Source organism: Azohydromonas australica DSM 1124 (assembly GCF_000430725.1).
In the GTDB taxonomy this organism is placed as follows: domain Bacteria; phylum Pseudomonadota; class Gammaproteobacteria; order Burkholderiales; family Burkholderiaceae_C; genus Azohydromonas; species Azohydromonas australica.
Window position 1 is genome coordinate 109,846 of the sequence record NZ_KE387208.1, and the last position, 22,944, is coordinate 132,789.

General features: G+C 66.7%; 22 protein-coding genes. 11 read left to right on the forward strand and 11 right to left on the reverse strand.

All coding sequences use genetic code 11. The features are described 5' to 3' along the window. Nucleotides 1–22: 22 nt before the first annotated feature. The 8 genes from H537_RS0129490 to H537_RS0129525 all read right to left on the reverse strand — a co-directional run bounded on the left by H537_RS0129490 (nt 23) and on the right by H537_RS0129525 (nt 10,478). Nucleotides 23–1,180 carry an ESPR domain-containing protein gene (locus H537_RS0129490; protein WP_169517113.1) on the reverse strand — a complete coding sequence of 386 codons (1,158 nt, stop codon included), beginning with the start codon at nt 1,178–1,180 and terminating at the stop codon, nt 23–25. Nucleotides 1,181–2,065: 885 nt separating this feature from the next. Then, nucleotides 2,066–3,697: a methyl-accepting chemotaxis protein gene (locus H537_RS0129495; protein WP_029000738.1), complete on the reverse strand. Its 1,632-nt coding sequence runs from the start codon at nt 3,695–3,697 to the stop codon at nt 2,066–2,068. A 122-nt stretch (nt 3,698–3,819) separates the two neighbouring features. Next, nucleotides 3,820–4,944: an acyl-CoA dehydrogenase family protein gene (locus H537_RS0129500; RefSeq protein ID WP_029000739.1), complete on the reverse strand. Its 1,125-nt coding sequence runs from the start codon at nt 4,942–4,944 to the stop codon at nt 3,820–3,822. A 37-nt stretch (nt 4,945–4,981) separates the two neighbouring features. Then, complete coding sequence (locus H537_RS0129505) at nt 4,982–5,788, reverse strand: crotonase/enoyl-CoA hydratase family protein (protein ID WP_029000740.1); 807 nt, start codon at nt 5,786–5,788, stop codon at nt 4,982–4,984. After that, nucleotides 5,785–6,846 (reverse strand): acyl-CoA dehydrogenase family protein, encoded by a 1,062-nt coding sequence (locus tag H537_RS0129510; RefSeq protein ID WP_029000741.1) that lies wholly within the window; start codon nt 6,844–6,846, stop codon nt 5,785–5,787. The genes H537_RS0129505 and H537_RS0129510 overlap by 4 nt, the downstream gene beginning before the upstream one ends. Nucleotides 6,847–6,850: 4 nt before the next feature. Further along, nucleotides 6,851–8,008: an acyl-CoA dehydrogenase family protein gene (locus H537_RS0129515; RefSeq protein ID WP_029000742.1), complete on the reverse strand. Its 1,158-nt coding sequence runs from the start codon at nt 8,006–8,008 to the stop codon at nt 6,851–6,853. A 69-nt stretch (nt 8,009–8,077) separates the two neighbouring features. Beyond that, nucleotides 8,078–9,385 (reverse strand): amidohydrolase family protein, encoded by a 1,308-nt coding sequence (locus tag H537_RS0129520; RefSeq protein ID WP_029000743.1) that lies wholly within the window; start codon nt 9,383–9,385, stop codon nt 8,078–8,080. 256 nt (nt 9,386–9,641) lie between these two features. Beyond that, nucleotides 9,642–10,478 carry an IclR family transcriptional regulator gene (locus H537_RS0129525; protein WP_211235105.1) on the reverse strand — a complete coding sequence of 279 codons (837 nt, stop codon included), beginning with the start codon at nt 10,476–10,478 and terminating at the stop codon, nt 9,642–9,644. Between the two features lie 236 nt (nt 10,479–10,714). On the opposite strand from H537_RS0129525, the gene H537_RS0129530 reads away from it, so the two are divergent. Further along, the gene (locus H537_RS0129530) at nt 10,715–10,942 is read left to right on the forward strand and encodes a ferredoxin (protein ID WP_043460676.1); all 228 of its coding nucleotides are present in this window, start codon (nt 10,715–10,717) and stop codon (nt 10,940–10,942) included. A 35-nt stretch (nt 10,943–10,977) separates the two neighbouring features. Next, on the forward strand, nt 10,978–11,940 hold the full coding sequence (locus tag H537_RS0129535) for a VOC family protein (protein WP_029000746.1): 963 nt from the start codon (nt 10,978–10,980) through the stop codon (nt 11,938–11,940). Nucleotides 11,941–12,270: 330 nt separating this feature from the next. Here H537_RS0129535 and H537_RS0129540 read toward each other — a convergent pair whose 3' ends face one another. The 3 genes from H537_RS0129540 to H537_RS0129550 form a co-directional block, all read right to left on the reverse strand. Beyond that, nucleotides 12,271–12,993: an SDR family oxidoreductase gene (locus tag H537_RS0129540; RefSeq protein WP_029000747.1), complete on the reverse strand. Its 723-nt coding sequence runs from the start codon at nt 12,991–12,993 to the stop codon at nt 12,271–12,273. Between the two features lie 15 nt (nt 12,994–13,008). Beyond that, on the reverse strand, nt 13,009–13,860 hold the full coding sequence (locus H537_RS0129545) for an SDR family oxidoreductase (RefSeq protein WP_029000748.1): 852 nt from the start codon (nt 13,858–13,860) through the stop codon (nt 13,009–13,011). A gap of 81 nt (nt 13,861–13,941) precedes the next feature. Next, the gene (locus tag H537_RS0129550) at nt 13,942–14,880 is read right to left on the reverse strand and encodes a LysR family transcriptional regulator (protein ID WP_029000749.1); all 939 of its coding nucleotides are present in this window, start codon (nt 14,878–14,880) and stop codon (nt 13,942–13,944) included. A gap of 168 nt (nt 14,881–15,048) precedes the next feature. Here H537_RS0129550 and H537_RS0129555 point away from each other — a divergent pair, with 168 nt between their 5' ends. The 9 genes from H537_RS0129555 to H537_RS0129595 all read left to right on the forward strand — a co-directional run bounded on the left by H537_RS0129555 (nt 15,049) and on the right by H537_RS0129595 (nt 22,935). Then, nucleotides 15,049–15,255 carry a hypothetical protein gene (locus tag H537_RS0129555; protein ID WP_029000750.1) on the forward strand — a complete coding sequence of 69 codons (207 nt, stop codon included), beginning with the start codon at nt 15,049–15,051 and terminating at the stop codon, nt 15,253–15,255. Nucleotides 15,256–15,298: 43 nt separating this feature from the next. Continuing rightward, complete coding sequence (locus H537_RS0129560) at nt 15,299–16,060, forward strand: electron transfer flavoprotein subunit beta/FixA family protein (protein ID WP_029000751.1); 762 nt, start codon at nt 15,299–15,301, stop codon at nt 16,058–16,060. 1 nt (nt 16,061) lies between these two features. After that, the gene (locus H537_RS0129565) at nt 16,062–16,994 is read left to right on the forward strand and encodes an electron transfer flavoprotein subunit alpha/FixB family protein (protein ID WP_029000752.1); all 933 of its coding nucleotides are present in this window, start codon (nt 16,062–16,064) and stop codon (nt 16,992–16,994) included. Between the two features lie 17 nt (nt 16,995–17,011). Beyond that, a complete protein-coding gene (locus H537_RS46265; protein ID WP_051243566.1) occupies nt 17,012–17,680 on the forward strand; it encodes a glutathione peroxidase in 669 nt (222 codons plus the stop codon). 76 nt (nt 17,681–17,756) lie between these two features. Beyond that, nucleotides 17,757–19,445: an electron transfer flavoprotein-ubiquinone oxidoreductase gene (locus H537_RS0129575; protein WP_029000753.1), complete on the forward strand. Its 1,689-nt coding sequence runs from the start codon at nt 17,757–17,759 to the stop codon at nt 19,443–19,445. 110 nt (nt 19,446–19,555) lie between these two features. Further along, complete coding sequence (locus H537_RS0129580; protein WP_029000754.1) at nt 19,556–20,764, forward strand: NAD(P) transhydrogenase subunit alpha; 1,209 nt, start codon at nt 19,556–19,558, stop codon at nt 20,762–20,764. Then, nucleotides 20,761–21,123 (forward strand): aspartate 1-decarboxylase, encoded by a 363-nt coding sequence (gene panD / locus H537_RS0129585; protein WP_029000755.1) that lies wholly within the window; start codon nt 20,761–20,763, stop codon nt 21,121–21,123. Before H537_RS0129580 ends, panD begins: the two co-directional genes overlap by 4 nt. Before the next feature lie 34 nt (nt 21,124–21,157). Next, nucleotides 21,158–21,502, forward strand: coding sequence for an NAD(P) transhydrogenase subunit alpha part 2 (locus H537_RS0129590; RefSeq protein WP_029000756.1), 345 nt, complete (start codon nt 21,158–21,160; stop codon nt 21,500–21,502). After that, on the forward strand, nt 21,499–22,935 hold the full coding sequence (locus H537_RS0129595; protein WP_029000757.1) for an NAD(P)(+) transhydrogenase (Re/Si-specific) subunit beta: 1,437 nt from the start codon (nt 21,499–21,501) through the stop codon (nt 22,933–22,935). Before H537_RS0129590 ends, H537_RS0129595 begins: the two co-directional genes overlap by 4 nt. Nucleotides 22,936–22,944 lie beyond the last annotated feature (9 nt).

A 22,944-nucleotide genomic window follows, 5' to 3' on the forward strand; every position in this document is an offset into this window, starting at 1 on the left:
GCCGGGTGTCGACGCCGACGAGCTAGAGGGTGTTGCCGCCCACACGGCCCACGGGCAGCGTGCCCTTGAAGCCCATGCCCGTGATCGCGTTGCTGGTCGTCACCACGTCGCCGTTGATGGCCGTGATGACGGTTCCCTCGGGCACGCCGGTGCCCGTGAGCTCCATGCCCACGCTCAGGCCCAGGCCGGCGGCGGGCAGGCGGATCTGGTTGTTGCCCAGGCTGGCGAACTGCGAAGCCTGGAAGCTGGTGAGGTCCACCAGCTTGAGCGACGCGCCCACCATCTGCAGCGGCTGGCCCGTGGCCGAGAGGTCGATGGGCTTGCTCAGCGTGATGCTGGTGACGGCATTGTTCGCGTCGCGCGCCACGCTGGTGATGGTGGTGCCCTGCGGGATGCCGGCGCCCACGATGTTCATGCCGGTGGCCACGTCGGAGTTGGCCAGGCCGGCGAAGTTGGCCACGCCGATGGTGGTGGTGCCGTTGGTGAGCGTCGCGCCGGAAAGGGTCTTGATGGCCGAGGCGTCAACCGTCAGCGGGGTGCTGAAGCTCACCGTGTTGCCCGAGATCGTGCCGATGGTGGCCGTGCCGCCCCCCATCGAGACGGCCGAGCCTGCCTTGAGCAGCGGGTTGGCGTTGCTCAGCGTCACGCCCGAGACCGTCAGCGAGCCGTTGCTGCTGCTCACCGTGGCGCTGACCTGGAAGGCCGTGACGGAGGTGACGTCGGCCGTCTTCTCCGTCAGGGAGACCGTGGCGCTGGAGATGGCGACGTCGGGCGTGCTGCCGCCTTCGCCGCCCTTGACGGCGTTGTGCTCGAAGGTGACGTCGTTGAGCGACAGCGAGGCGCCGCTGTTGACGAAGAAGACGCCGCCCAGGCCCGCGCCGCCGCCGCTGCCGGCGCCGCCCTGGGTGTAGAAGTTGGTGAACAGCGCGTTGCTGTTGGGCAGGGCACAGCCGCCGACGCCGACCGTGCAGCCGCCGCCGCCCTGGCCGTCGACGATGGCCGTCAGCCCCCCGGCCTGGGCCGCGCCCATGCCGGCCAGGCCTGCCAGCACGACGGCCGCCACCGCGGCGCGGCTGGAGGATTTGCCCCGGCCCGGGCGGTTCTCGGCCACGGCCACCCAGGACCCGGAGGCCGCATTCCAGACGACCCGAAACACGTGATTCAAAGAAGGACGACGCACTGCATTCTCCGTGGAGAAAATAGGGGTTTGTCTGGCGCCATGAATGGTGAGGCGCCAGAGCCTGGTTATTGGATTGAGGGCGGCGAAAATGAGCATGGCTCCGCCGCGACGGTGGCCCGGAGATGTGCCGCCGTCTATATTTTTTATTGATGCCTTTTCATCGGCGCCGGTATGGGCGTCCAGAAAAAGGCTGGAAAATGAATTTCAAACAGGCAGGCAGGGTCCGCTCCCCCGGCTGGCACGTGCAGCAGCCAGCCGGCAGGAGGAGAGCGTCTCGGCAGCGAGCGCGCGCATGATGCATGAGCGCATGCCGGCGCACCGCGCCGGGACTGCTGTCCTGGGATCACCATGAATGGATTCCCAGCGGTTATTCGTGCCTGGTGGGTGAGTTACAAATTCCTTGCGCTTTTGAGCTCTCTTATTGTGTCGACAGAGATTGTCGAGTTGTTGCGTTGGTTGCGGCTCAGTGTTTTTTCAATTGCTCAAGCCGGCGTGACATAAGTCGTGCATTTCTGTTGCATTGACTATGACTGCGAGGATTGCAGAAATTCGATGCAAACCTGTATTCGACCGGATGATTAGGCGGTTAAGTACGCGTGCCGTGTGATTTTCACGAACCTTGCTGCCACCTGACAGTGGGGCATGGCGGCCGGGCCCTCACGGGAGCGGCGCGAACCGGGCCGGCATCGCGGTGGGCGAGGGGCGCCGGGCAAGCGGCAGCTTGGGGAGGCGGCCTTGGGCGGGGCCGGTCGACGGCGGCTTCGTGAGAACCGAAGCGCGTGCGGGTCTGGAGGGAAAGCCCTGGCTCATTCGGCCGCGAGCAGCGGCCGTTGAGGTGCGCGGGCGGCCGGGCGCCGCCCACGCGTGCCGGCGTTCAGGCCGGGATCACACCGAGGCCGATTCCGAGGCCGCCTGCAGGACCTTGCGCGTCTGCACCCGGCTGGCCAGGGAGGCCTGCTGCAGGGTAGGCGCGGGGTCGTCGCGCCCGGTGCGGAAGATGCGCACCGAGGCGGCCACCACCTCGGCCTGGCGCTCCAGCGAGTGCGCCGCCGAGGCGAGCTGCTCCACCATCGCCGCGTTCTGCTGCGTGACGCTGTCGAGCTGGCTCACGGACTTGTTGACCAGCTCCACGCCCTGGGCCTGCTCCTGCGCGGCACGGCTCATGTCGGCGATCAGGCCGAACACCCGGTCCACCGCCTGCGCGCTCTGGCGCACGGTGCGGCCCGTGGCCTCGGCCAGCGCGTTGCCGGCTTCCACGCGCCAGGTGGCGTCGCCGATGAGGTTCTTGATCTCGCGCGCCGCGTCGGTGGTCTTGCCCGCCAGGGCGCGCACCTCGCCGGCCACGACCGCGAAGCCGCGCCCGGCCTCGCCGGCGCGCGCCGCCTCCACCGCGGCGTTGAGCGCCAGGATGTTGGTCTGGAACGAGATGCTGTCGATGACCTGGATGATCTCGCCGATGCGCTGCGAGGCCTCGCGGATCTCGCCCATGCGCTGCACCATCTCCTGCATCGACTGCCCGCCCTGGCGCGCCGCGTCGGCGGCCTCCTGCGCCAGGCCGCGCGCGGTCTCGGCATGCTCGGCGCCGTGGCGCAGCGTGACGGCGATCTCCTCCACCGACGAGGCCGTGTGCTGCAGGCTGCCGGCCTGCAGCTCGGTGCGAGCACCCAGGTCGGCATTGCCCGCGGCGATCTGCTGGGAGGCCGTGCGGATGCCGTCCACCTCGCTGCGTACGTCGCCGACAATGGCCTGCAGGCTCACGTCGAGCTGTGTCAGGGCGCGCATGAGCTGCTCGGTCTCGTCGTCGCCGCCAGCCGCCTTCGCAAGCCCGAGTTGGCCGGCGGCCAGGCGGTTGGCCGTGACAATGGCCGATTGCAGCGGCGCCACGGCCATGCGTCGCAGCAGCAGTGCTGTCGTGGCGGCCAGGGCAAGTGTTGCACCCAGGGTCAGGCCCGCGTTCAACCCGGTTGCGGCCAGGACGCTACAGGCCAGCGAGCTGGCGATGCTCAACCCCGCAATGCGGGCTCCCAGGCCCCAGCGCAGCGCCGAATGCAGCCGGCCCAGCACAGTGCGGACATGCAACTCGCCGTGTTGCAGCACATAGCGCCCGGGCTGCTCGCGCATGTGTGCGTACAGCGCTTCGGCCTCGGCCACCTGCTCGCGCGAAGGCTTGCTTCGCACCGAGAGGTAGCCTGCCACGCAGCCGTCCTCGATCACGGGCGTCACGTTGGCCAGTACCCAGTAGTGGTCCCCGTTCTTGCGGCGGTTCTTCACCACCCCGGACCAGGGCCGCCCATCCCGGATGGTGGCCCAGAGGTCGCGAAACGCCTCGGACGGCATGTCCGGATGGCGGATCAAGTTGTGTGGCTGGCCCAACAGCTCCTCGCGCGTGTAGCCGCTGGCCCGTATAAAGGCCGGATTGCCGTAGGTAATGCGGCTCTTGAGGTCAGTGGTCGACACCAGCGTCGTGCCCTCTTCCAGCACGTACTCGCAGCCGGTCACGGGGCCGGTATGGCGCATGGTCGTTTTCGTCGGGAGTCGGAGCTGCAGACACAGGCGTGTTCAGGCCGCGGCACAGGCCGCCGCGGTGAAGTGGCCTCGCGGGTCGTACGTCGGCGGGCCGTTGGCGCGACCCGCCTGGCTCACAGGGAGCGGCTGATGATTTCCTTCATGATCTCGGAAGTGCCGCCGTAGATGCGCGCCACCCGGGCATCGACCCAGGCACGGCCGACCTTGTACTCACTCATGAAGCCGTAGCCGCCGTGCAGTTGCAGCAGCTCGTCGAGCACCTTGCCCTGCATTTCCGAGCCCACGAGCTTGCACATTGCACCCACCTCGGGAGTGAGCTCGCCGCGCATGGCCTTGGCCAGGCAGTCGTCAACAAACACGCGCAGCATCGTGGCCTGGGCCTTGCACTCGGCGAGCTTGAACTTGGTGTTCTGGAAGTCGAACACGGTCTTGCCAAAGACGCGGCGGTCGCGCGTGTAGTCGATGGTTTCCTGCAGCAGCGCCTCGATCGAGGCCGCTGCGCGCAGCCCGATAATGGTGCGCTCCCAGGCCAGTTGGTGCGTGAGGTAGCCGAAACCCTTGTTTTCCTCTCCGAGCCGGTTGGCCACGGGCACGCGTACGTTGTCGAAGAACAGCTCCGACGTGTCCTGGCCCTTGAGACCGATCTTCTCCAGCAGTCGGCCCTTGGAGAAGCCAGGCCGGTCAGCCTCCACGCACACCAGCGTGAGGTCCTTGGCAGCGGGATCGAGCTTGGTGGCCGTGACCATCAGGTCGGCGTTGCCACCGTTGGTGATGAAGGTCTTCTGGCCATTGACGATGTAGTCGTCGCCGTCGCGGCGTGCGGTGGTGCGCATGCTGCGCAAGTCGCTGCCGATGCCGGGCTCGCTCATCGCGATGACGCCCACCGTCTCGCCGCTGACCATCCCGGGCAGCCAGCGCTGTTTCTGCTCCTCTGTGCCGTAGGCCACGATGTACGGCGCGACGATCTCGGAGTGGGTCGTGAAGCCCACGGCCGTGGCGTTCACGCGCGCGAGCTCCTCGATCATCACGGCCGAGTGCCCGAAGTCGCCGCCGGCGCCACCGTACTCCTCGGGCACCGTCACGCACAGCAAGCCGGCGTCACCGGCCTTGCGCCACAGCGACTTGGGCACGATGCCGGCCTTTTCCCATTCGTGCAGGTTCGGGGCGATCTCGCGCTCGATGAAGCGCCGGGCCTGCTCGCGGAACTGTTCGTGGTCTTCGCGGAATACGGGTCGCATGGTGAGTCTGTCTGGCTGTGTATCGGGGGTAGGGCGCTCAGCGGCCCGTGAACTGCGCAGGGCGCCGCTGCAGCATGGCGTTGACCGCTTCGAGGTGATCCTCGGTGTGGTGCGCCAGTGCCTGGTAGGCTGCCGAGAGCTCCAGCAGCGAGTCCAGGCGCATGTGCTGGCCCTCGCGCAGCAGCCGCTTGGTCAGGCGCAGCGCGTGAGCCGGGTTGGCCGCAATGCGTTGCGCCAGCGCCTGTGCGTGCTCCGCCAATGCCTCGCACGGCACCACTTCGGCCACCAGGCCCCACTCCAGCGCTCGGGCGGCGTTGATCGTGTCGCCGGTGAAGGCCATGAGGCTCGCCCTGGGCATGCCCACGATGCGGGGCAGCAGCCATGCCCCGCCATCGCCCGGCACGATGCCGACCTTCACGAAGCTCTCGGCGAACAGGGCGCTGTCGGCCGCGATGCGGATGTCGCACATGCACGCCAGGTCCAGCCCGGCGCCGATGGCTGGCCCGTTGATGGCAGCGATCACCGGCACGTCCAGCTCGTACAGGGCCAGCGGGATGCGCTGGATCGTGTTGCGATAGCTTTCGCGCACCTCGAAGGGGCTGCCGGCGAAGATGCCGCCGCGGTCGCGCATGTCCTTGACGTTGCCGCCGGCGCAAAAGGCGCTGCCTTCGCCGGTCAGCACCATCACCTTGACGGCAGGGTCACGTCGGATGCTGCGGCACAGCTCCTCGAGCTCGTGCATCTGGGCGGGCTCGGTGAGCGCATTGCGCGTCTCGGGGCTGTTGAGCCGGGCGGTCAGCACCGCACCCTGGCGCTCGACGGCCAGGAACGGGGTCGTGGTCATGCGATCTCTCCGAGGGTCAGATCCAGGCGGTTGGCGGTGACGGCCGGCCACAGCGACGTACTGCCGCCAGCGCATACCGCGCGGCCCAGGCGCTGTGCCCAGTGGCTAAGGTTGCCGAACTCGCTGCGCCAGCCCCACAGCCGACGGGTGGCCTGCTGCAGCGCGTGCTCATGGGTGAAGCCGATGGCACCGTGCACGGTGTGCGCCATGCCAGCCGCGACACCGGTGCCTTCGGCAGCACAGACCTTGGCCGCGGCGATGGCCCAGGCGTTGAGCTCGGTTGAGTTGCCGGCTTCGGCAAAGGCCGCCTCGGCAGCCACGGCCACGCAGCCGGTGTGCTGTGCCATCACCGCGAGCTGGTGCTGAATGGCCTGGAACGAGGCCAGAGGCTTGCCGAATTGCACGCGCTCGCCGGCGTAGGTGGTGCTCATCTGGAGAATGGCTTCCAGTGCGCCCGCGGCCTGGGCGCTGCGCAGCATGGCGCCGCCCAGCCACAGAGCCTCGCCACTGAGGCCTTGCGGCAGCCCGGCACTGGCCACCGGTGCAATGGCGTCGAAGTGCAGTTCGTCGCGAGGCTCACCGGCAACGTTGGCACGTTCGGTGCACGTGGCACGGCTGCGCGGGAGCACGACCAGCACGGGATTGGCGTCGCCGACAATGGCCACGGCATGGTGGACGTTGCGTCCCCACGGCACGTCATGCAGCGTTCCGCTCACGCGCGAGCCTTCGAGCTTCAGCGTCGAGCGCGCGGCGATACCCAAAGGCTCGTTGCGTGCCTCCAGGCCGCAGTGTCCGAGCAGGGCGTTGGCCAGCAACGTCTCGGGCAGCGGCAAGGGCAGGGTGTGACGCCCGCAGGCGCGCACGACGGGATACAGGTCCTCCCACGATGCGCCCGCGCCACCGAGCGCCTCCGGCGCCGCGGCGACTGCAAAGCCGGACTCCTCCAGCAGCGACCACAGGGCCTGCGGCCACTGGCCGGCCTCGCACGAGTTGACCAGTTCCGGCGTGACATGGTCGGCCAGCAGCCGTTCCATGGTGGATTCGAAGAGTTCACGCATGCTGCTACCTCAGTCCCAGGCCGCGGGCGATGATGCCGCGCAGGATCTCGCGGGTGCCCCCGCGCAGCGAAAACGATGGCGCCATCTGCATCAACGCCGCCAGCACCTGGGCATGGTCGCTGCCGCCGCCGACGACTGGCGGCTCGTCAAGGACGGCCTGGGCCAGTTCCGGAATCTCCTGCTCGAAGGCTGTGCCCAGGTCCTTGACGCAGGAGGCTGCCAATGCCGGGTTGGCGCCTGCGGCGAGTTCGGCCGTGACGGACAGAGACATCTGGCGCAGGCCTACCAGCCGCGCCACCAGGCGACCGATTTCCTTGGCCTGCAGGGCGTCGGGACGGCGGCCGCAGGCGTCGATGAGCGTGTGCAGCAGCGCGATGCTGCTGAGGAAGCGCTCCGGCCCGCTGCGCTCGAAGGCGAGCTCGGCCGTGACCTGCTCCCAACCCTGGCCCTCGGCCCCCACCAGGGTGTCCTGGTCCAGGTGCACATTGTCGAAGAACACCTCGTTGAAGTGCTCGCCGCCGGCCAGGTCGCGTATGGGCCGCACAGTGACGCCGGGCGCCTGCAAGTCGATGATGAACTGCGACATGCCTTCGTGGCGGGCGGCTGTCTTGTCGCCCGTGCGCACGAGTGCAATCATGTACTGCGAGTAATGGGCGTTGGTGGTCCAGATCTTCTGGCCGTTGAGCACCCACCCGCCCTTGGCATCGGTCGAACGCACGGCACGGGTGCGGATCGATGCCAGATCGGAGCCCGAGTTGGGCTCGCTCATGCCGATGCAGAAGTACGTCTCGCCGCGGCAGATGCCGGGCAGGTACTTCTCGCGCTGGGCCTCGCTGCCGTAGCGAAGGATCAGCGGGCCGCTCTGGCGGTCGGCGATCCAGTGCGCCGACACTGGCGCGCCGGCGGCAAGCAGCTCCTCGATCACCACGTAGCGGGCCCAGGGGCCGGCCTCGTGGCCGCCGTAGCGGCGGGGCAGCGCCATGCCGAGCCAGCCGCGCCGGCCGAGCTCGCGACTGAAGGCCGGGTCGGCGCCCATCCAGGAGTCGGCGCGGCGCAAGGGCGGACGCTCTTTGAGCGCCTCGGCCAGGAAAGAACGGACCTGCTCGCGCAGCGCCTGGGCCTCGGCAGGAATGTGGTGATGTCGGAATGCGATGGCTGTCATGTTCTTGCCTGGTGGGGCGCGGTGCCGGGCTGCTGGCGCCCGGCACCGCGCCGCGACAGCGTCAGTGCTTCAGAGCGCGGTCCCGGCGTCCGCGGAGGCGAACATGCGGTTGATGTCGCCGGAGGTCACGGGCTTGTTCGGATCGCGCACCGGCGCGGCGCCGCCCAGGCCCAGTGCGGGCTCGATGCTCACATGCGTGGCCTGTGCGCGCAGCGCGCCAACCGTGCAGTTCTCGCGCCCGAGGATGGCAAACGGGTCGTACGAGAACTCGCGCATGGCATTGAGGTGGCTGATCTTGTCGATGATCTCGGGCGACAAATGCTTGGCCTGGGCCCAGAACACATCCGCGGAGTGCGGCCAGGTGCAATCCGAGTGCGGGTAGTCGCACTCCCAGGTGACCTTGTCGACGTTGATCGAATCCAGGTTCTTCAGGCCGAAGGCGTCCTCGATGAAGCAGGTGATGACGTGCTCGTTGAAGATGTCGCTGGGCTTCTTGTCACCGAAGTTGGACATCGTCCAGGCATGGTGGTGGCTGTGCGTGAAGTCCGCACGCTCGAGCAGGTACGGGATCCAGCCGATGCCGCCCTCGGACAGCGCCATGCGCAGCTTGGGGTACTTCTTCCACATCGGCGCCCAGATCCAGTCGGCCGCCGAGTTGGCGATCGAGATCGGCATCGACGTGATCCAGGCGTCGATCGGAGACTCCTCGGAGGCGTGCGCTGCCTTGGCACCCGTGCCGATGTGGCAGCAGATCACCACGTCGTTGTCGGCGCAGGCCTTCCACAGCGGGTCCCAGTGGTCGTTGTGGATGGAGGGGTAGCCGTGCACGGTGGGGTTGTCCGACAGCGTCAACGCATGCACGCCCTGCTTGGCCATGCGCTCGACTTCGGCGGCAGCGGCCTGCATGTCCCACCAGGGCACCATTAGCAGCGGGATGAAGCGGCCGGGCGCGGCGTTGCACCAGTCGTGCAGGTGCCAGTCGTTGTAGGCCTGGATGGCCGCCAGCGAGACGCCGCGGTCCTCGTAGCTCTGGAAGCGCTGGCCGGCAAAGCCGGGGAAAGTGGGGAAGCACAGCGAGCCCAGCACGCCGTTGGCGTTCATGTCGTCCACGCGTGCCTTGATGTCCCAGGTGCCGCGGCGCATGTGCTCGTAGCCCAGGGGCTCCATGCCGTACTCCTCCTTGGGACGGCCCACCACGGAGTTCAGGCCCATGTAGCCCGTGGCGCGCTCCTCGAACACCCAGACGTCGCGCCCGTTCCTCTGCACCACTTGAGGCTCGCGGCCCTTGTACTTGGCCGGCATGTGGCGGGTGAACGCATTGGGCGGTTCGATCACGTGGTCGTCGACGCTGACGAGGATGACATCTTCAAGCTTCATCGGGTACTCCCGTGCGGACAAGGCCGGCGCAGGGGCGCCGACTGGGTTGATCGGAAACGATGCCGAATGCTAGATCAATAATTGGACACTTTCAATGATTGTGTTCATATGCAAACCCTAGCATTGCGTTTGCGGGAAGGGACCGCGCAACGATCAGTGCGGCCATGGGCAATCCAGCCAAGGCCCGCAAGGGGACTCCGGCTATGGACGGGCAAGCTGGGAAAAAGGCAAGCCAAGCGCCGCAGGGGCGCTCGGCTCAGTAGAGAACGGATTCGAGGCGGTGGCCGAGGTCGCGCAGCGCGTCACCCAGGGCGTCGATCTCGGCCTCGTCGCGCTGGCCGCGGATCGACACGGCAGAGATGGTGTACGCCATGTTGGCGCTGGGGTCGCACACGGGCGCGGCGATCGCCACCACGCCGGCGGCGAAGTAACCGTCATCGATGGCCCAGCCGCGCCGGCGCGCGCGGTTGACCTCGCGCAAGTAGGTCTCGAAGGACAGCGGGCGCGCCCAGCGCATCTCTTCGAAGGCCCGGCGCAATGCCTCCTCGCTCAGCCCCATGCGGCTTGCGAACAGGCGGCCGCTGGCGCCCATGAGAATGGGCAAGCGCTGGCCCGCAGGCATGTCGATGCGCAGGTCCGTCGGGCTGGACTCGGAACTCACCAGGACGATGCGGTCCTCACCCATGCGGCGCCACAGCGTTACCGTGACGCTGTGGCGCGCCGCCAGTTCGTGCATGAGGGGCTGTGCCATCTGCACGCGCTGCCCCTGCGTGACGAGCTGCTCCACCAGGCGCGCCAGCCCCAGCCCCGCCGAGTAGGTCTTGGACAGCGCGTTGAAATCCACCACGTCCTCGGCCACCAGCGTGCGCAGGATGTTGAAGCAAGTGCTGGGGTTGATGGAGAGATGCCGGGCGATATCGCTCGCGCGCTCGGGTGAGCCCTTCTGCGCCAGGTAGCGCAGGATGCGCACGGCGTTGACCACCGGCTTGACGATCACGCCGGCACCAGCTCCTTTGCCCGTGGACGACGAGGACATCGAGGAGTCGGCCGCCTCGGCGGGATCGGAAGAGGAAGATGAGGTTTCGAGCTTCATGATCGGGACAGTGCGTTCAAATTCTAAGGCTAGGATGAGTTTCTCCAATGCGAAAAAACCCGTCCGCGCCTGGAAGGCGCCGTCCTCTATCGGGGAGAGCGCACGCCCTGCGACTTCTTGCACTGGACGGACGTGCCGAATCAGGGAGAACCCTGGTTTAAAAATGCACACTTTATGGAAAGATGTGCATATCAATGGACGCCGTCAACGTGGGCGGCCCGAACGAAGGAGACAACATGAGCACCACCGGCAAGGCTATCCAGTTGCGAGTCACGGCCGATCGCAGCCGCTGCTGCGGCTACGGCCTGTGCGCGCAGATGTGCCCGCAGTTGTACAAGCTCGACGAGAACGGCCTTGTCGTGCTGGAGACCGACATGGTGCCGGCCGGCATGGAAGAAGAGGCCCGCGAGGGCGCCGCGGCCTGCCCGGCGGAGGCCATCCTCATCGAGGAAGTGCAGGGCTGAGCCCGCACCCCGTTCCCAACAGGAGACACAGCAGCGTGGACATCATCGGCATCGGCTACCTGGGCTTCGAGAGCGCCCGGATCGAGGAGTGGCGGACCTATGGTCCGCAGGTGCTGGGCTTTCAGGTCGGTGCCTCGCCCGAGGCCGATCCCGAGTCGCTGTACTTCCGGATCGACGACCGGCGCCATCGCTTTGCCTTCCATCCCGGCCAGAGGGAGCGCTTGGCCTACATCGGTTGGGAAGCGCGCGGCAAGCTGGAATTCGAAGCCGCAGTGCGGCGGCTGCGCGAGGCGGGCGTGGACGTCACCGAAGGTGATGTCGCGCTGTGCGAGCTGCGCGGCGTCAAGGCCGTTGTTCGCTTCCGCGACCCCGTGGGCTACCAGCACGAGCTGTTCTACGCCCAGAAATGGATGCCGCGCTCGTTCCAGAGCGGTCGGCCCCACGGGGGCTTCGTGGCCGATGGACGTGGCCTGGGACACGTGGTGCTGATCACGCCAGAGTTCACGCCAGAGCTGGAGCACTTCCTCACCGAGGTCATGGGCTTCCACTACTACGGCGCCGGCGCGGGCAAGGGCAAGACGGCTTTCTACCGCACCAAGCTCAACAACTACACCAGCCACGACATTGCCTATGGGCACGGGCCCGGCAAGATGGGCATCCAGCACATCGGGCTGTTCGTCAAGTCGCTGCGCGACGTGGGCGAGACCTATGACATCGTCAAGCAGCGCAATCTGCCGATGATGATGACGCTGGGCCAGCACACACAGGACCCGCACGTCTCCTTCTACCACTTCTCCCCGAGCGGCTTTGCCTTCGAAGTGATCACGGAGCTCGAACCGTGGCATCACGATGGTTTCGAGCTCAACCCCGAGAAGCTCAGTACCTGGGGCCACGAAGTCGTGGGTCCCATCCTCGGCCCGAGCGTCCGCTCGCCGCAGGAGGTGCTCGATGCCGAGGGCTTGGCGATCCTGGAGCGTAACAAGCACCGGCATGCCTGAAGCGGCGGCGCTGACCGGACGCTGAATTGCAGTCTGTCTCCTTCCCGGCCTTCTGCGGGATTTGGCCCGGCACAGGACCTGAAGTCCTGGCCGGGCTCTTTTTGCTCCGGATGCCGTAAGTGCGGCCTCGACAGGCAGGTAGACAGCGACAGTCGGTGTCCCGGGAAAAGACCATTCCGGGATGGATGGGTGGTCAGTTGCGCAAGGCTCGGTGGAGCGCCGGCGACATTGACGCCGCCGCGCCTGATGTGTCTCGCCGTTGGTGTGAAGCGCGGTGGATCGTTGGTATGGGCCTCGTGGCCGGACCTGCCACTGGACCGGCCGCGACCCTCACGCTGATTCGGATGCCGACACCAGCAGCATGCGCGCAACATTGGCGTGCGCAGGTTGCTCCAACATGAAGCGCACTGCGCGTGCGACGTCCTGCGGCGCCAGCGGTGGCGTCTGATCGGCACGCACGCCCATGCCTTGCGAGCGCATGCGCTCGAAGATCTCGGTTTCCGTGGTGCCCGGCGCAATGGTGCCCACGCGCACGCCCGTGCCCTTGAGCTCCAGGCGCAGCGAGGTCGTGAAAATTTCCAGTGCCTGCTTCAAGCCGCTGTACGCGCCCATCGACGACGAGCTCAGGTAGGCGCCGACGCTCGAGACGTTGATGATCGCGCCGCTACCCTGGGCCTTGAGCGCGCGCGCGAACACGTACGAGGCGCGTACTACCGCGTCGAAGTTCACGCGGGTCATCTGTGCCAGCTCTTCAAGATCGATCCGGTCCACCGGGCCGGAGACCACCATGCCGGCGTTGTTGATCAGGATGTCAACCCGCCCAAAGCGCTCCCGCGCCAGGTCCAGCAGGGCCTGGGGCGTGGCCGGGTCCTCGACCGCAGCAGCCAGGCAAGCACAGGGGCCGCCAAGGCTGTCCTGGAGTTCCACCAGGCGCTGCGCGCGTCGGGCCGTCACCACCAGCCGGACCCCGGCCGCGCTGAGCTCACGCGCAATGGCTTGGCCAATGCCCGACGATGCGCCGGTGACGACGGCTACGTTGTCATGCAGTTCCATGCCGCTTGGCCTGCTTCAGCTGGTGGCCTTGGCAGCCAGGCGGGCTTTCATCTCGTCCTGAAAGTCGCGCTTGAGCGTGGGGTAGTAGGCAATCTGGCCCCCCATGCCGCCGGCAATGTCGATCGACGCGGCACTGATGAAGGAGGCGTGCTCGCTGGAGAGAAAAAGTGCCATGCCGGCCACGTCCTCCGGCTTGCCGAAGCGCCCCAGCGGCACGACCTTGAGCACCATGGCCTCGAACTCCTCGCGCGGCGTGCCTTCGGGCATCTCGCGGTAGTGACGGTCCCACTGGCCGGTATCGATCCAGCCCATGTTGAGCGTGTTGACGAGGATGTTGTCCTTGGCCAGCGACATGCCCAGCGACTTCGACATCGCAATGCAGGCAGCACGGTTGACCACCGAGGGGATGCCGTCCGGCGTGATCTGCACACCCGCCAGTGCGTTGATCTCGACGATGCGACCCCAACGCTGGCGCCGCATGTGCGGCACCACCGCCTGCACGAAACGGAAGTGTCCCATCTGCAGCACGTTGGCGTGTTCCAGGATCTGCTCGGGCGTGAGCGTGTCGAGATTGCCACCACGTCCCTGACCGGCGTTGTTCACAAGCACGTCGACGCCGCCCCATTGGCTCGCCACCTCGTCCACGAAGCGCCGCACGCCCTCGGTGTCGGTGACGTCCACCGCACGGGCGATGACGGCCTGTGCCTGGTGTCCCAGCTCTTCACCCGCGGCCGCCACGTCGGCCTCGGTTCGCGCGCATATCGCCACGCGTGCCCCTTCCGCCGCAAACGCGCGCGCGATCGCGCGTCCTATGCCGCGCGAGGCGCCTGTGACGATCACCCGCTTGTTGCTCAGGTCGATATGCATGGTTGTCTCCGTGTACGGCCGCCGCATCCGGGCGCCCTCTCTGGAATTCTAGACACAAATCAAGAAATCGTTCAGCAATACTCACTCGCCGCTGGCCGGCGTGCTGCTCGACATCGCCAGGAACTCGCGAAACGCCTGCGCTGCCGGGCTCAGTGGCCGTTCACGGTTCCACGCGAGACCGACCTCCATCACGGGCAGGTGTCCTTCCACTGCGACCGCCTGAATGCGCCGCCCTTCCAGAGACCAGGGGCGAAACACCAGGTCCGACAGGATCGTCACGCCCAATCCCAGCGCCACCATCTCGCGCAGCGCCTCCATCGACGACGTCCGGATCACCGAGGCGGGCTCGATGCCCGCGCTCTTCCAGTAGCGCATGGCGTTGCGATGCGCATCGTCCACCGTCGGCACGATGTAGGGATAGCGCGCGATATCGCTCCACTGCACCGTGCTGCGCTCGGCCAGCTCGTGCGTGGCCGACACCCATAGCCGGCGACGCGAATAGGCCAGCGGCTGCAGGTGCAACTGCTGCGGAGCGTCCAGGTTCGACAGCAGCAGCGCCGCGAGCTCGATGCGGCCGTCGTGCAGCTGCCGCTCGATCTGCAACCGTGGCAGCTCCAGCGGGACCAGTTCGACGAGCGGAAACAGCTTCATGAACTTGGCCACGGCGGGCAGCAGGAAGTAGCCCTGCACGGTGTACGTGGCCGCGAGCTCCAGGCGCCCGCTGACGTCGGTGCGGTGATGGAAGGGAAAGCGCGCGGCCTCGCTGGCGAGCTCCAGGACGGCCTGCGCATGTTGCAGGAACGCATGTCCCTCGTACGTGAGCTTGACGCCACCTCGATTGCGTTCGAACAGCAGCGTGCCCAGCAGCCGCTCCAGCTCCGCAATGGCCAGCGTCATCGCCGACTGCGAGATGTTGATTTCTGCCGCGGCCACGGAGAGCTGTCCTGCTCGGGCAGCCGTCACGAAGTAGTGCAGCTGGCGAAGCGTGAAGCGTGGCGGTATGGAGGGACTCTTGGCCATGAGCAAAACCAATGTGAAACCACAGGAATTCACTAATGACTATGCCACGGAAATTGAACACAATTGCACCGAGTGTCTTGAAACGCGACGACGCGCACCCGACACCCCAGACTGTGCCGAAGGCAACTGCGGCACGTATCCCGCCCACGCACCCAATGGAGCAGCGACATGGCATTTCTGCGGCAGTGCCTTCTGGAGGCAAGGAGGCGCTCAGGCGACCTCGAGGGTTGGATCGAGTCGATGGAGTCGACGCTCGGTCGCGACAGGACGACGGCTGACGCAACGCTGCAGCAGTCCGCGTATCCCATGTCGCTGGCCGCCGCCCAGGCATCGCGCTCGGGCCCTGTGGCCTCGGCGCGGCCGCAGAGCGGCTGATTGATATCTGCAGGCAAGACGCAAAAACGAAGGAGCACAACCGATGAAGCTGCTGGTGCCCGTGAAACGGGTGGTGGACTACAACGTGAAGGTCCGGGTCAAGAGCGATGGCACAGGTGTGGACATCGCCGGCGTGAAGATGAGCATGAACCCTTTCGACGAGATCGCCGTCGAGGAGGCCGTGCGGCTCAAGGAGCAGGGCGTGGCAAGCGAGATCATCGCCGTCTCCTGTGGCGCAAGCGCTTGCCAGGAGACGCTGCGCACGGCGCTGGCCATCGGCGCGGATCGCGCCATCCTGGTCGAGACACCCAACGATCCGTCGTTCGAGCTGCAGCCGTTGGCCGTGGCCAAGATCCTCAAGGCGCTCATCGACAAGGAACAACCGGGCCTGGTGATCCTGGGCAAGCAGGCCATCGATGACGACTGCAACCAGACCGGCCAGATGCTCGCAGCACTCGCCGACCTGCCGCAGGCCACCTTCGCCTCCAAGGTGGAAGTTCTGGAGGGCAAGGCCAGGGTCACGCGAGAGGTGGACGGCGGCCTGGAGACGGTGGAAGTCACGCTGCCGGCGGTGGTGACCACCGACCTGCGCCTGAACGAGCCGCGCTACGTGACGCTGCCCAACATCATGAAGGCCAAGAAGAAGCCGCTGGAGAACATCAAGCCGGCCGACCTGGGCGTCGATGTCACGCCGCGCATCAAGACCCTCAAGGTCAGCGAGCCGCCCAAGCGCGGCGCCGGCGTGAAGGTACCCGACGTCGCCACGCTGGTGGACAAGCTCAAGAACGAAGCCAAGGTGATCTGACATGGCCGCCCTCGTCATTGCCGAACACGACAACGCGCAGCTCAAGGGCGCGACCCTCAACACCGTCACCGCGGCGCTCGCCTGCGGCGGCGAAGTGCATGTGCTGGTGGCCGGTGAGAACGCCGCCGCCGTGGCCCAGGCCGCTGCCCAGGTGCAGGGCGTGTCCATGGTGCTGCACGCTGATTCACCGGCGCTGGGCACCCAGCTGGCCGAGAACTTGGCAGCACAAGTGCTGGCGCTGGCCGGTGGCTACAGCCATATCCTGTTTCCCGCTACGTCCAGCGGGCGCAACGTCGCGCCGCGCGTGGCCGCGAGGCTGGACGTGGCGCAGCTCAGCGACGTCACCAAGGTGCTGGGCGCTGATACCTTCGAGCGCCCGATCTACGCCGGCAACGCCATCGCCACGGTGCAGAGCGCCGATGCAGTCAAGGTCATCACCGTGCGCACCACCGGCTTCGACGCCGCGCCGGCCGTCGGCGGCAGCGCTGCCATCGAGACGATGGCCGCGGTGGCCGACAGCGGCAAGAGTGCCTTCGTCGGCCGTGAGCTGACCAAGAGCGACCGCCCCGAACTGACGGCGGCCAGGATCATCGTGTCGGGCGGCCGGGCCCTGGGCTCCGCCGAGAAGTTCACGGAAGTGCTCACGCCGCTGGCCGACAAGCTTGGCGCGGCGCTGGGTGCAAGCCGTGCCGCGGTGGACGCGGGCTACGCCCCGAACGACTGGCAGGTGGGTCAGACCGGCAAGATCGTGGCGCCAGCGCTCTACATCGCCTGCGGCATCTCGGGCGCGATCCAGCACTTGGCGGGCATGAAGGACTCCAAGGTGATCGTGGCCATCAACAAGGATCCGGAAGCGCCGATCTTCAGCGTTGCGGACTACGCGTTGGAGGCTGATCTGTTTGGTGTGATACCAGAGCTGGTCGCTCAGCTTTGACGTATCGGGAGCAAGTGATGGGCACTGACGCGCACGTTGCGAAGTCCTGTACCGGGGAGCAGGACTTCTACGGGCTGATCCTGGAGCGCATCGATGGCAGGCCAATGCGTCTTGCACGCTACTGGGGGCAGGTGCTGCTGGTGGTCAACGTCGCATCCCGCAGTCCGCTGGCAACGACTCACCTGCGGGAGCTCCAATCTCTGCATGAACGCTACAACGAGGTCGGACTGAAGGTCATGGGCTTTCCGTGCAACGACTTCGGCGGCATGGAGCCTTGGGACGACGGGCGCATCCAAGACCATTACGAGCGGACATTGGGCTTGAGCTTTACGCTCTTCTCCAAGGTGTCCATTGCCCGCGAGCCGCGTCATCCGCTCTTTGCCATGCTTGCTCGTGCAGCGGAAGTGCCGCGGGACGTTGGCGGCATGCCACCGCATGCCCGGTTGGCCAGGGAGCCAGCGACGACAGCGGGCTCACAGGGTCCCGTGCATGACAACTTCGAGAAGTTCCTGGTCGGTCGCGACGGACGGTTGCTGCATCGGTTCGGCCCCGAGATACCGCCGCAGGCGCCGCAGGTGCTGACCGCCTTGGAGCAGGCGCTCGGTGTCGCGCGCAATGGCTTGTCCGCAGCGGCGGCGTCGGTCGGTCGGTCCTTCCAGCTTGCTTCCCATTCCAGCCTGACCTGACCAAGGTCTGATCGCAGGACCGTCCACGTGCCTGGCGGCCCCGCGTACTCGCTCCAAATGCCTTGTCGACCTGTCCATGAACACCCAAGACTTCCTTCTGCAGCAGTACGGTCCGCGCGAATCCATGGAGTACGACGTCGTGATCGTGGGCGCCGGCCCTGCAGGCTTGGCGACTGCCATCCGGCTCAAGCAGCTTGCCTCGGCAGCGGGCTCTGAAGTTTCCGTCGTCGTGTTGGAGAAGGGCGCCGAGCCGGGCGCCCACATCCTCTCCGGTGCCATCATGGACCCGCGCGCGCTGACGGAGCTTATTCCCGACTGGAAGGAAAAGGGGGCACCGCTCAAGCAAGCCGTCACGGCTGACGAGTTCCTGTTTCTCTCCGAAACCGGTGCGCGAGCCACTCCGCACGGCCTGCTGCCCGATTGCTTCAAGAACGAAGGCAACTACATCGTGAGCCTGGGCGAGGTGGTGCAGTGGCTGGCCGCACAGGCGGAAGAGCTGGGTGTGGAGATCTTCCCCGGTTTTGCTGCTGCGGAAGTCCTGTACGCCGAGGACGGCACGGTGCGCGGCGTGGCCACCGGCAACATGGGGCTCGGCAAGGACGGCGATCCGACCGACCACTTCCAGCTCGGCATGGAACTCCGCGGCAAGTACACCATCTTTGCCGAAGGCTCGCGCGGTCACTTGGGCAAGCAGCTCATCGAACGCTTCGCACTTGACGCGGGCAAGGATCCGCAGAGCTATGGGCTGGGCTTGAAGGAACTGTGGGAAGTCCCCGCAGCCAACCACCGTGCCGGCCTGGTGGTCCATACGGCCGGTTGGCCCCTGGATGCGGACACCTACGGAGGCAGCTTTCTTTACCACGCCGCGGACAATCGCATCGCCATTGGCTTCGTCGTGGGTCTGGACTATGCCAATCCCTGGCTGTCGCCGTTCGAGGAGTTCCAGCGCTTCAAGACCCATCCTGCCGTCGCCAAGCACCTCGCTGACGGCCGACGCATCTCCTACGGCGCGCGCGCCATCACGGCCGGCGGTCTCCTGAGCCTGCCCAAGACCGTGTTCCCGGGCGGCGCACTGGTGGGCTGCGACGCGGGCTACCTCAATGCCAGCCGCATCAAGGGCAGCCACGCCGCAATCAAGAGCGGCATGCTGTGCGCGGAAAGCCTGTTCGAGGCGCTGGCCGCGGGACGCAGCGGCGACGTACTCTCTGCCTACCCGCAAGCCTTCGAGAAAAGCTGGCTGCACGCCGAACTGCTACAGGCCAAGAACTTCAAGCAGTGGTTCAAGAAGGGCCGCGCGACGGCGACCTTGATGACAGGCATCGAACAGTGGCTGCTGCCGCGCCTTGGCGTGAAGTGCCCGCCATGGACGCTGCGGCGCACCGCGGCTGACCACACCTTCCTCAAGCCAGCGGATCAATGCGAGCGCATTGCCTATCCCAAGCCGGACGGCAAGCTCAGCTTCGATCGCCTCTCGTCAGTGTTTGTCAGCAACACCAACCACGAGGAAAACCAGCCTGCGCATCTAAGGTTGCGTGACGAGCAGGCGGCACTGGACATCAACCTGATGACCTTTGCCGGCCCCGAAGCGCGCTTCTGTCCGGCGGGCGTGTATGAATACGTGGGGCAAGCCGACGGTCGGCAGAGACTGCAGATCAATGCACAGAACTGCCTGCATTGCAAGACCTGCGACATCAAGGACCCCACGCAGAACATCACCTGGGTCGTGCCCGAAGGCGGCGGTGGCCCGGCCTATGCCGGCATGTGATCCCGTGGGCATCCGGCGGGACGGTGCGCTGGTCAAGGGACAGCAGCCTGCACAGGCAGGTTGCATGTGCAAGGGCTGCATCGTGATGGACAACAGAGGGAGTGTGATCAATGCGCATCGGCGTTCCGCTCGAAACCGCAACCGGTGAGACACGTGTCGCGGTCACGCCCGAGACCGCGAAGAAGCTCATAAGCCAGGGCCACCGGCTCCTCGTGCAATCCGGCGCCGGCGTGGCTGCAGCGGCGTCTGATGCCGCCTACGCCGCGGTAGGCGCTGAAGTAGTGGACGCCCGCGCCGCGCTCGGCTGCGATCTGGTGCTCAAGGTCCGCTCGCCCTCGGCGCAGGAACTGGAGCACATGCAGCGCGGCGCCACGCTGGTCGGAATGCTCAACCCCTTCGACGCCGAAGGCCTGCAGCGCTTGGCTGCTGCGGGTATCACCGCCTTCGCGCTGGAGGCCGCCCCGCGCACCACGCGCGCGCAGAGCATGGACGTGCTCTCCAGCCAGGCCAACATCGCCGGCTACAAGGCCGTGATCATCGCGGCCGACCGGTATCAGAAGTTCTTTCCCATGCTCATGACCGCTGCGGGGGTCGGTTTCGCCGGCTACAAGGCCGTGATCATCGCGGCCGACCGCTACCAGAAGTTCTTTCCCATGCTCATGACCGCCGCCGGCACCGTGAAGGCCGCGCGCGTGGTGATCCTGGGCGTGGGCGTGGCGGGGCTGCAGGCCATTGCCACGGCCAAGCGGCTGGGCGCGGTGATCGAGGCCTCCGACGTGCGCCCCTCGGTGAAGGAGCAGGTGGAGTCGCTGGGCGCCAAGTTCATCGACGTGCCCTACGAGACGGCCGACGAGAAGGACGCCGCGGAAGGAGTGGGCGGCTACGCGCGCCCGATGCCCGAGAGCTGGCTCACGCGCCAGCGTGCGGAAGTCGCCAAGCGCGTGGCGCTGGCCGACGTGGTGATCTCCACGGCGCTGATCCCGGGCCGCCCGGCCCCGAAGCTCGTGTCCGCAGAGATGGTGCAGTCCATGAGGCCGGGCTCGGTGATCGTGGACCTCGCCGCGGCCAACGGCGGCAACTGCGCGCTGACGGTGCCCGGGCAGACGGCGGTGCAGCACGGCGTGACGATCGTGGGCGAGACCAACCTGCCCGCGCTCGTGGCGGCGGACGCCTCTGCACTCTACGCGCGCAACGTGCTCGACTTCCTGAAGCTCATTTGCCCCAAGGAGGCCGCGGCCGTGAACGTGCCGCTGGACGACGACATCGTGGCCGCATGCCTGATGAGCCGAAATGGACAGATAACCAGGAGATCTACATGAACCGCCTGATGCTGCGTGCCAAGCTGCACCGCGCCACCGTCACTGAAGCTGATCTGCACTACGAGGGCAGTTGTGCGATTGACGCGACCCTGCTCGAGGCAGCCGACATGCGTGAGTTCGAGAAGATCGAGCTCTACAACGTCAACAACGGCGAGCGCTTTTCCACGTACATCATTCCGGCTCCACCGGGCTCGGGCATCGTGTCCCTCAACGGTGCTGCTGCGCGCAAGGCGCATGTCGGTGACCTGCTCATCATCTGCACGTACGCACCCATGAGCGAAGAGGCTGCTCGTGCCTACAAGCCGCGCTTGGTGCTGCTGGGCGAGGGTAATCGCATCCAGCAGATCAAGGCGGTCTGAGTACGCGCCTCTTCCTACCGCCAAAGGAGCTGCCATGGATGCCGTTACACCGACCGTCGTCAACCTGATCGTCTTCGTGCTGGCGATCTACGTGGGCTACCACGTGGTGTGGACGGTGACGCCCGCGCTGCACACGCCGCTGATGGCCGTGACCAACGCCATCTCCGCCATCGTCATCGTGGGCGCGATGCTGGCCGCGGCGCTGACCGAGACGGGCCTGGGCAAGACCATGGGCGTGCTGGCCGTAGCGCTGGCGGCGGTGAATGTCTTCGGCGGCTTCCTGGTGACGCGGCGCATGCTGGAGATGTTCCGCAAGAAGGAGAAGAAGGCCCCGGCCGCCGAAGGCGCCAAGCAACTGCCCCAGGAGGCCGCACGATGAGCATGAACCTCGTGACGCTGCTGTACCTGGTGGCCAGCGTCTGTTTCATCCAGGCCCTCAAGGGCCTCTCCCACCCCACCACGTCCATCCGCGGCAACGTCTTCGGCATGACGGGCATGGGCATCGCGGTGGTGACCACCGCGGCGCTGATCCTGAAGCTGGCCGAAGACCTCGGCACCGCCGGCGCTTCCTCTCTGGTGTGGGTGCTCGTTGGCCTGCTGGCAGGTGGCAGTGTGGGCACCTTCATGGCCCAGCGGGTGCAGATGACGAAGATGCCCGAGCTGGTGGCCTTCATGCACTCGATGATCGGCATGGCGGCGGTGTTCATCGCCGTCGCGGCGGTGGCCGAGCCCTGGGCCTTCGGCATCACGACCAGGGGCGGCGAGATCCCCATCGGCAACCGGCTGGAGCTTTTCCTGGGGGCCGCGATCGGCGCCATCACCTTCTCCGGGTCGGTGATCGCCTTCGGCAAGCTCTCGGGCAAGTACAAGTTCCGGCTGTTCAAGGGCGCGCCGGTGGTGTTCCCGGGGCAGCACATGCTCAACCTGGTGCTGGGCCTCTCGACCATCGCGCTGGGGCTGGTGTTCATGTTCACCGAGAGCTGGACGGCCTTCTTCGTGATGCTGGCGCTGTCCTTCATGCTGGGCGTGCTGATCATCATCCCCATCGGCGGCGCCGACATGCCGGTGGTGGTGTCGATGCTCAACAGCTACTCGGGCTGGGCCGCCGCGGGCATCGGCTTCAGCCTCAACAACTCGATGCTGATCATTGCCGGCTCGCTGGTGGGCTCCTCGGGCGCGATCCTGAGCTACATCATGTGCAAGGCCATGAACCGCTCGTTCTTCAACGTGATCCTGGGTGGCTTCGGCGGCGACACGGCCGCCGCGGCCCAGGGCGAACAGGAGCAGCGCAGCGTCAAGAGCGGCAGCGCCGACGACGCGGCCTTCATCCTGGGCAACGCGGAAACCGTGGTGATCGTCCCGGGCTACGGCCTGGCCGTGGCGCGCGCGCAGCACGCGGTCAAGGAGCTGGCCGAAAAACTCACGCACAAGGGCATCACGGTGAAGTACGCCATCCACCCGGTGGCCGGGCGCATGCCGGGGCACATGAACGTGCTGCTCGCGGAAGCCGAGGTGCCTTACGACCAGGTCTTCGAGATGGAGGACATCAACGGCGAGTTCGGCCAGGCCGACGTGGCCATCATCCTCGGGGCCAACGACGTGGTGAACCCGGCCGCGCTGCAAAAGGGCAGCCCCATCTACGGCATGCCGATCCTGGAGGCCTACAAGGCCAAGACCGTGATCGTGAACAAGCGCTCGATGGCCGCCGGCTACGCCGGCCTGGACAACGAGCTGTTCTACATGGACAAGACCATGATGGTCTTCGGGGACGCCAAGAAGGTCGTGGAGGACATGGTCAAGGCCGTGGAGTGACCGGCAAGC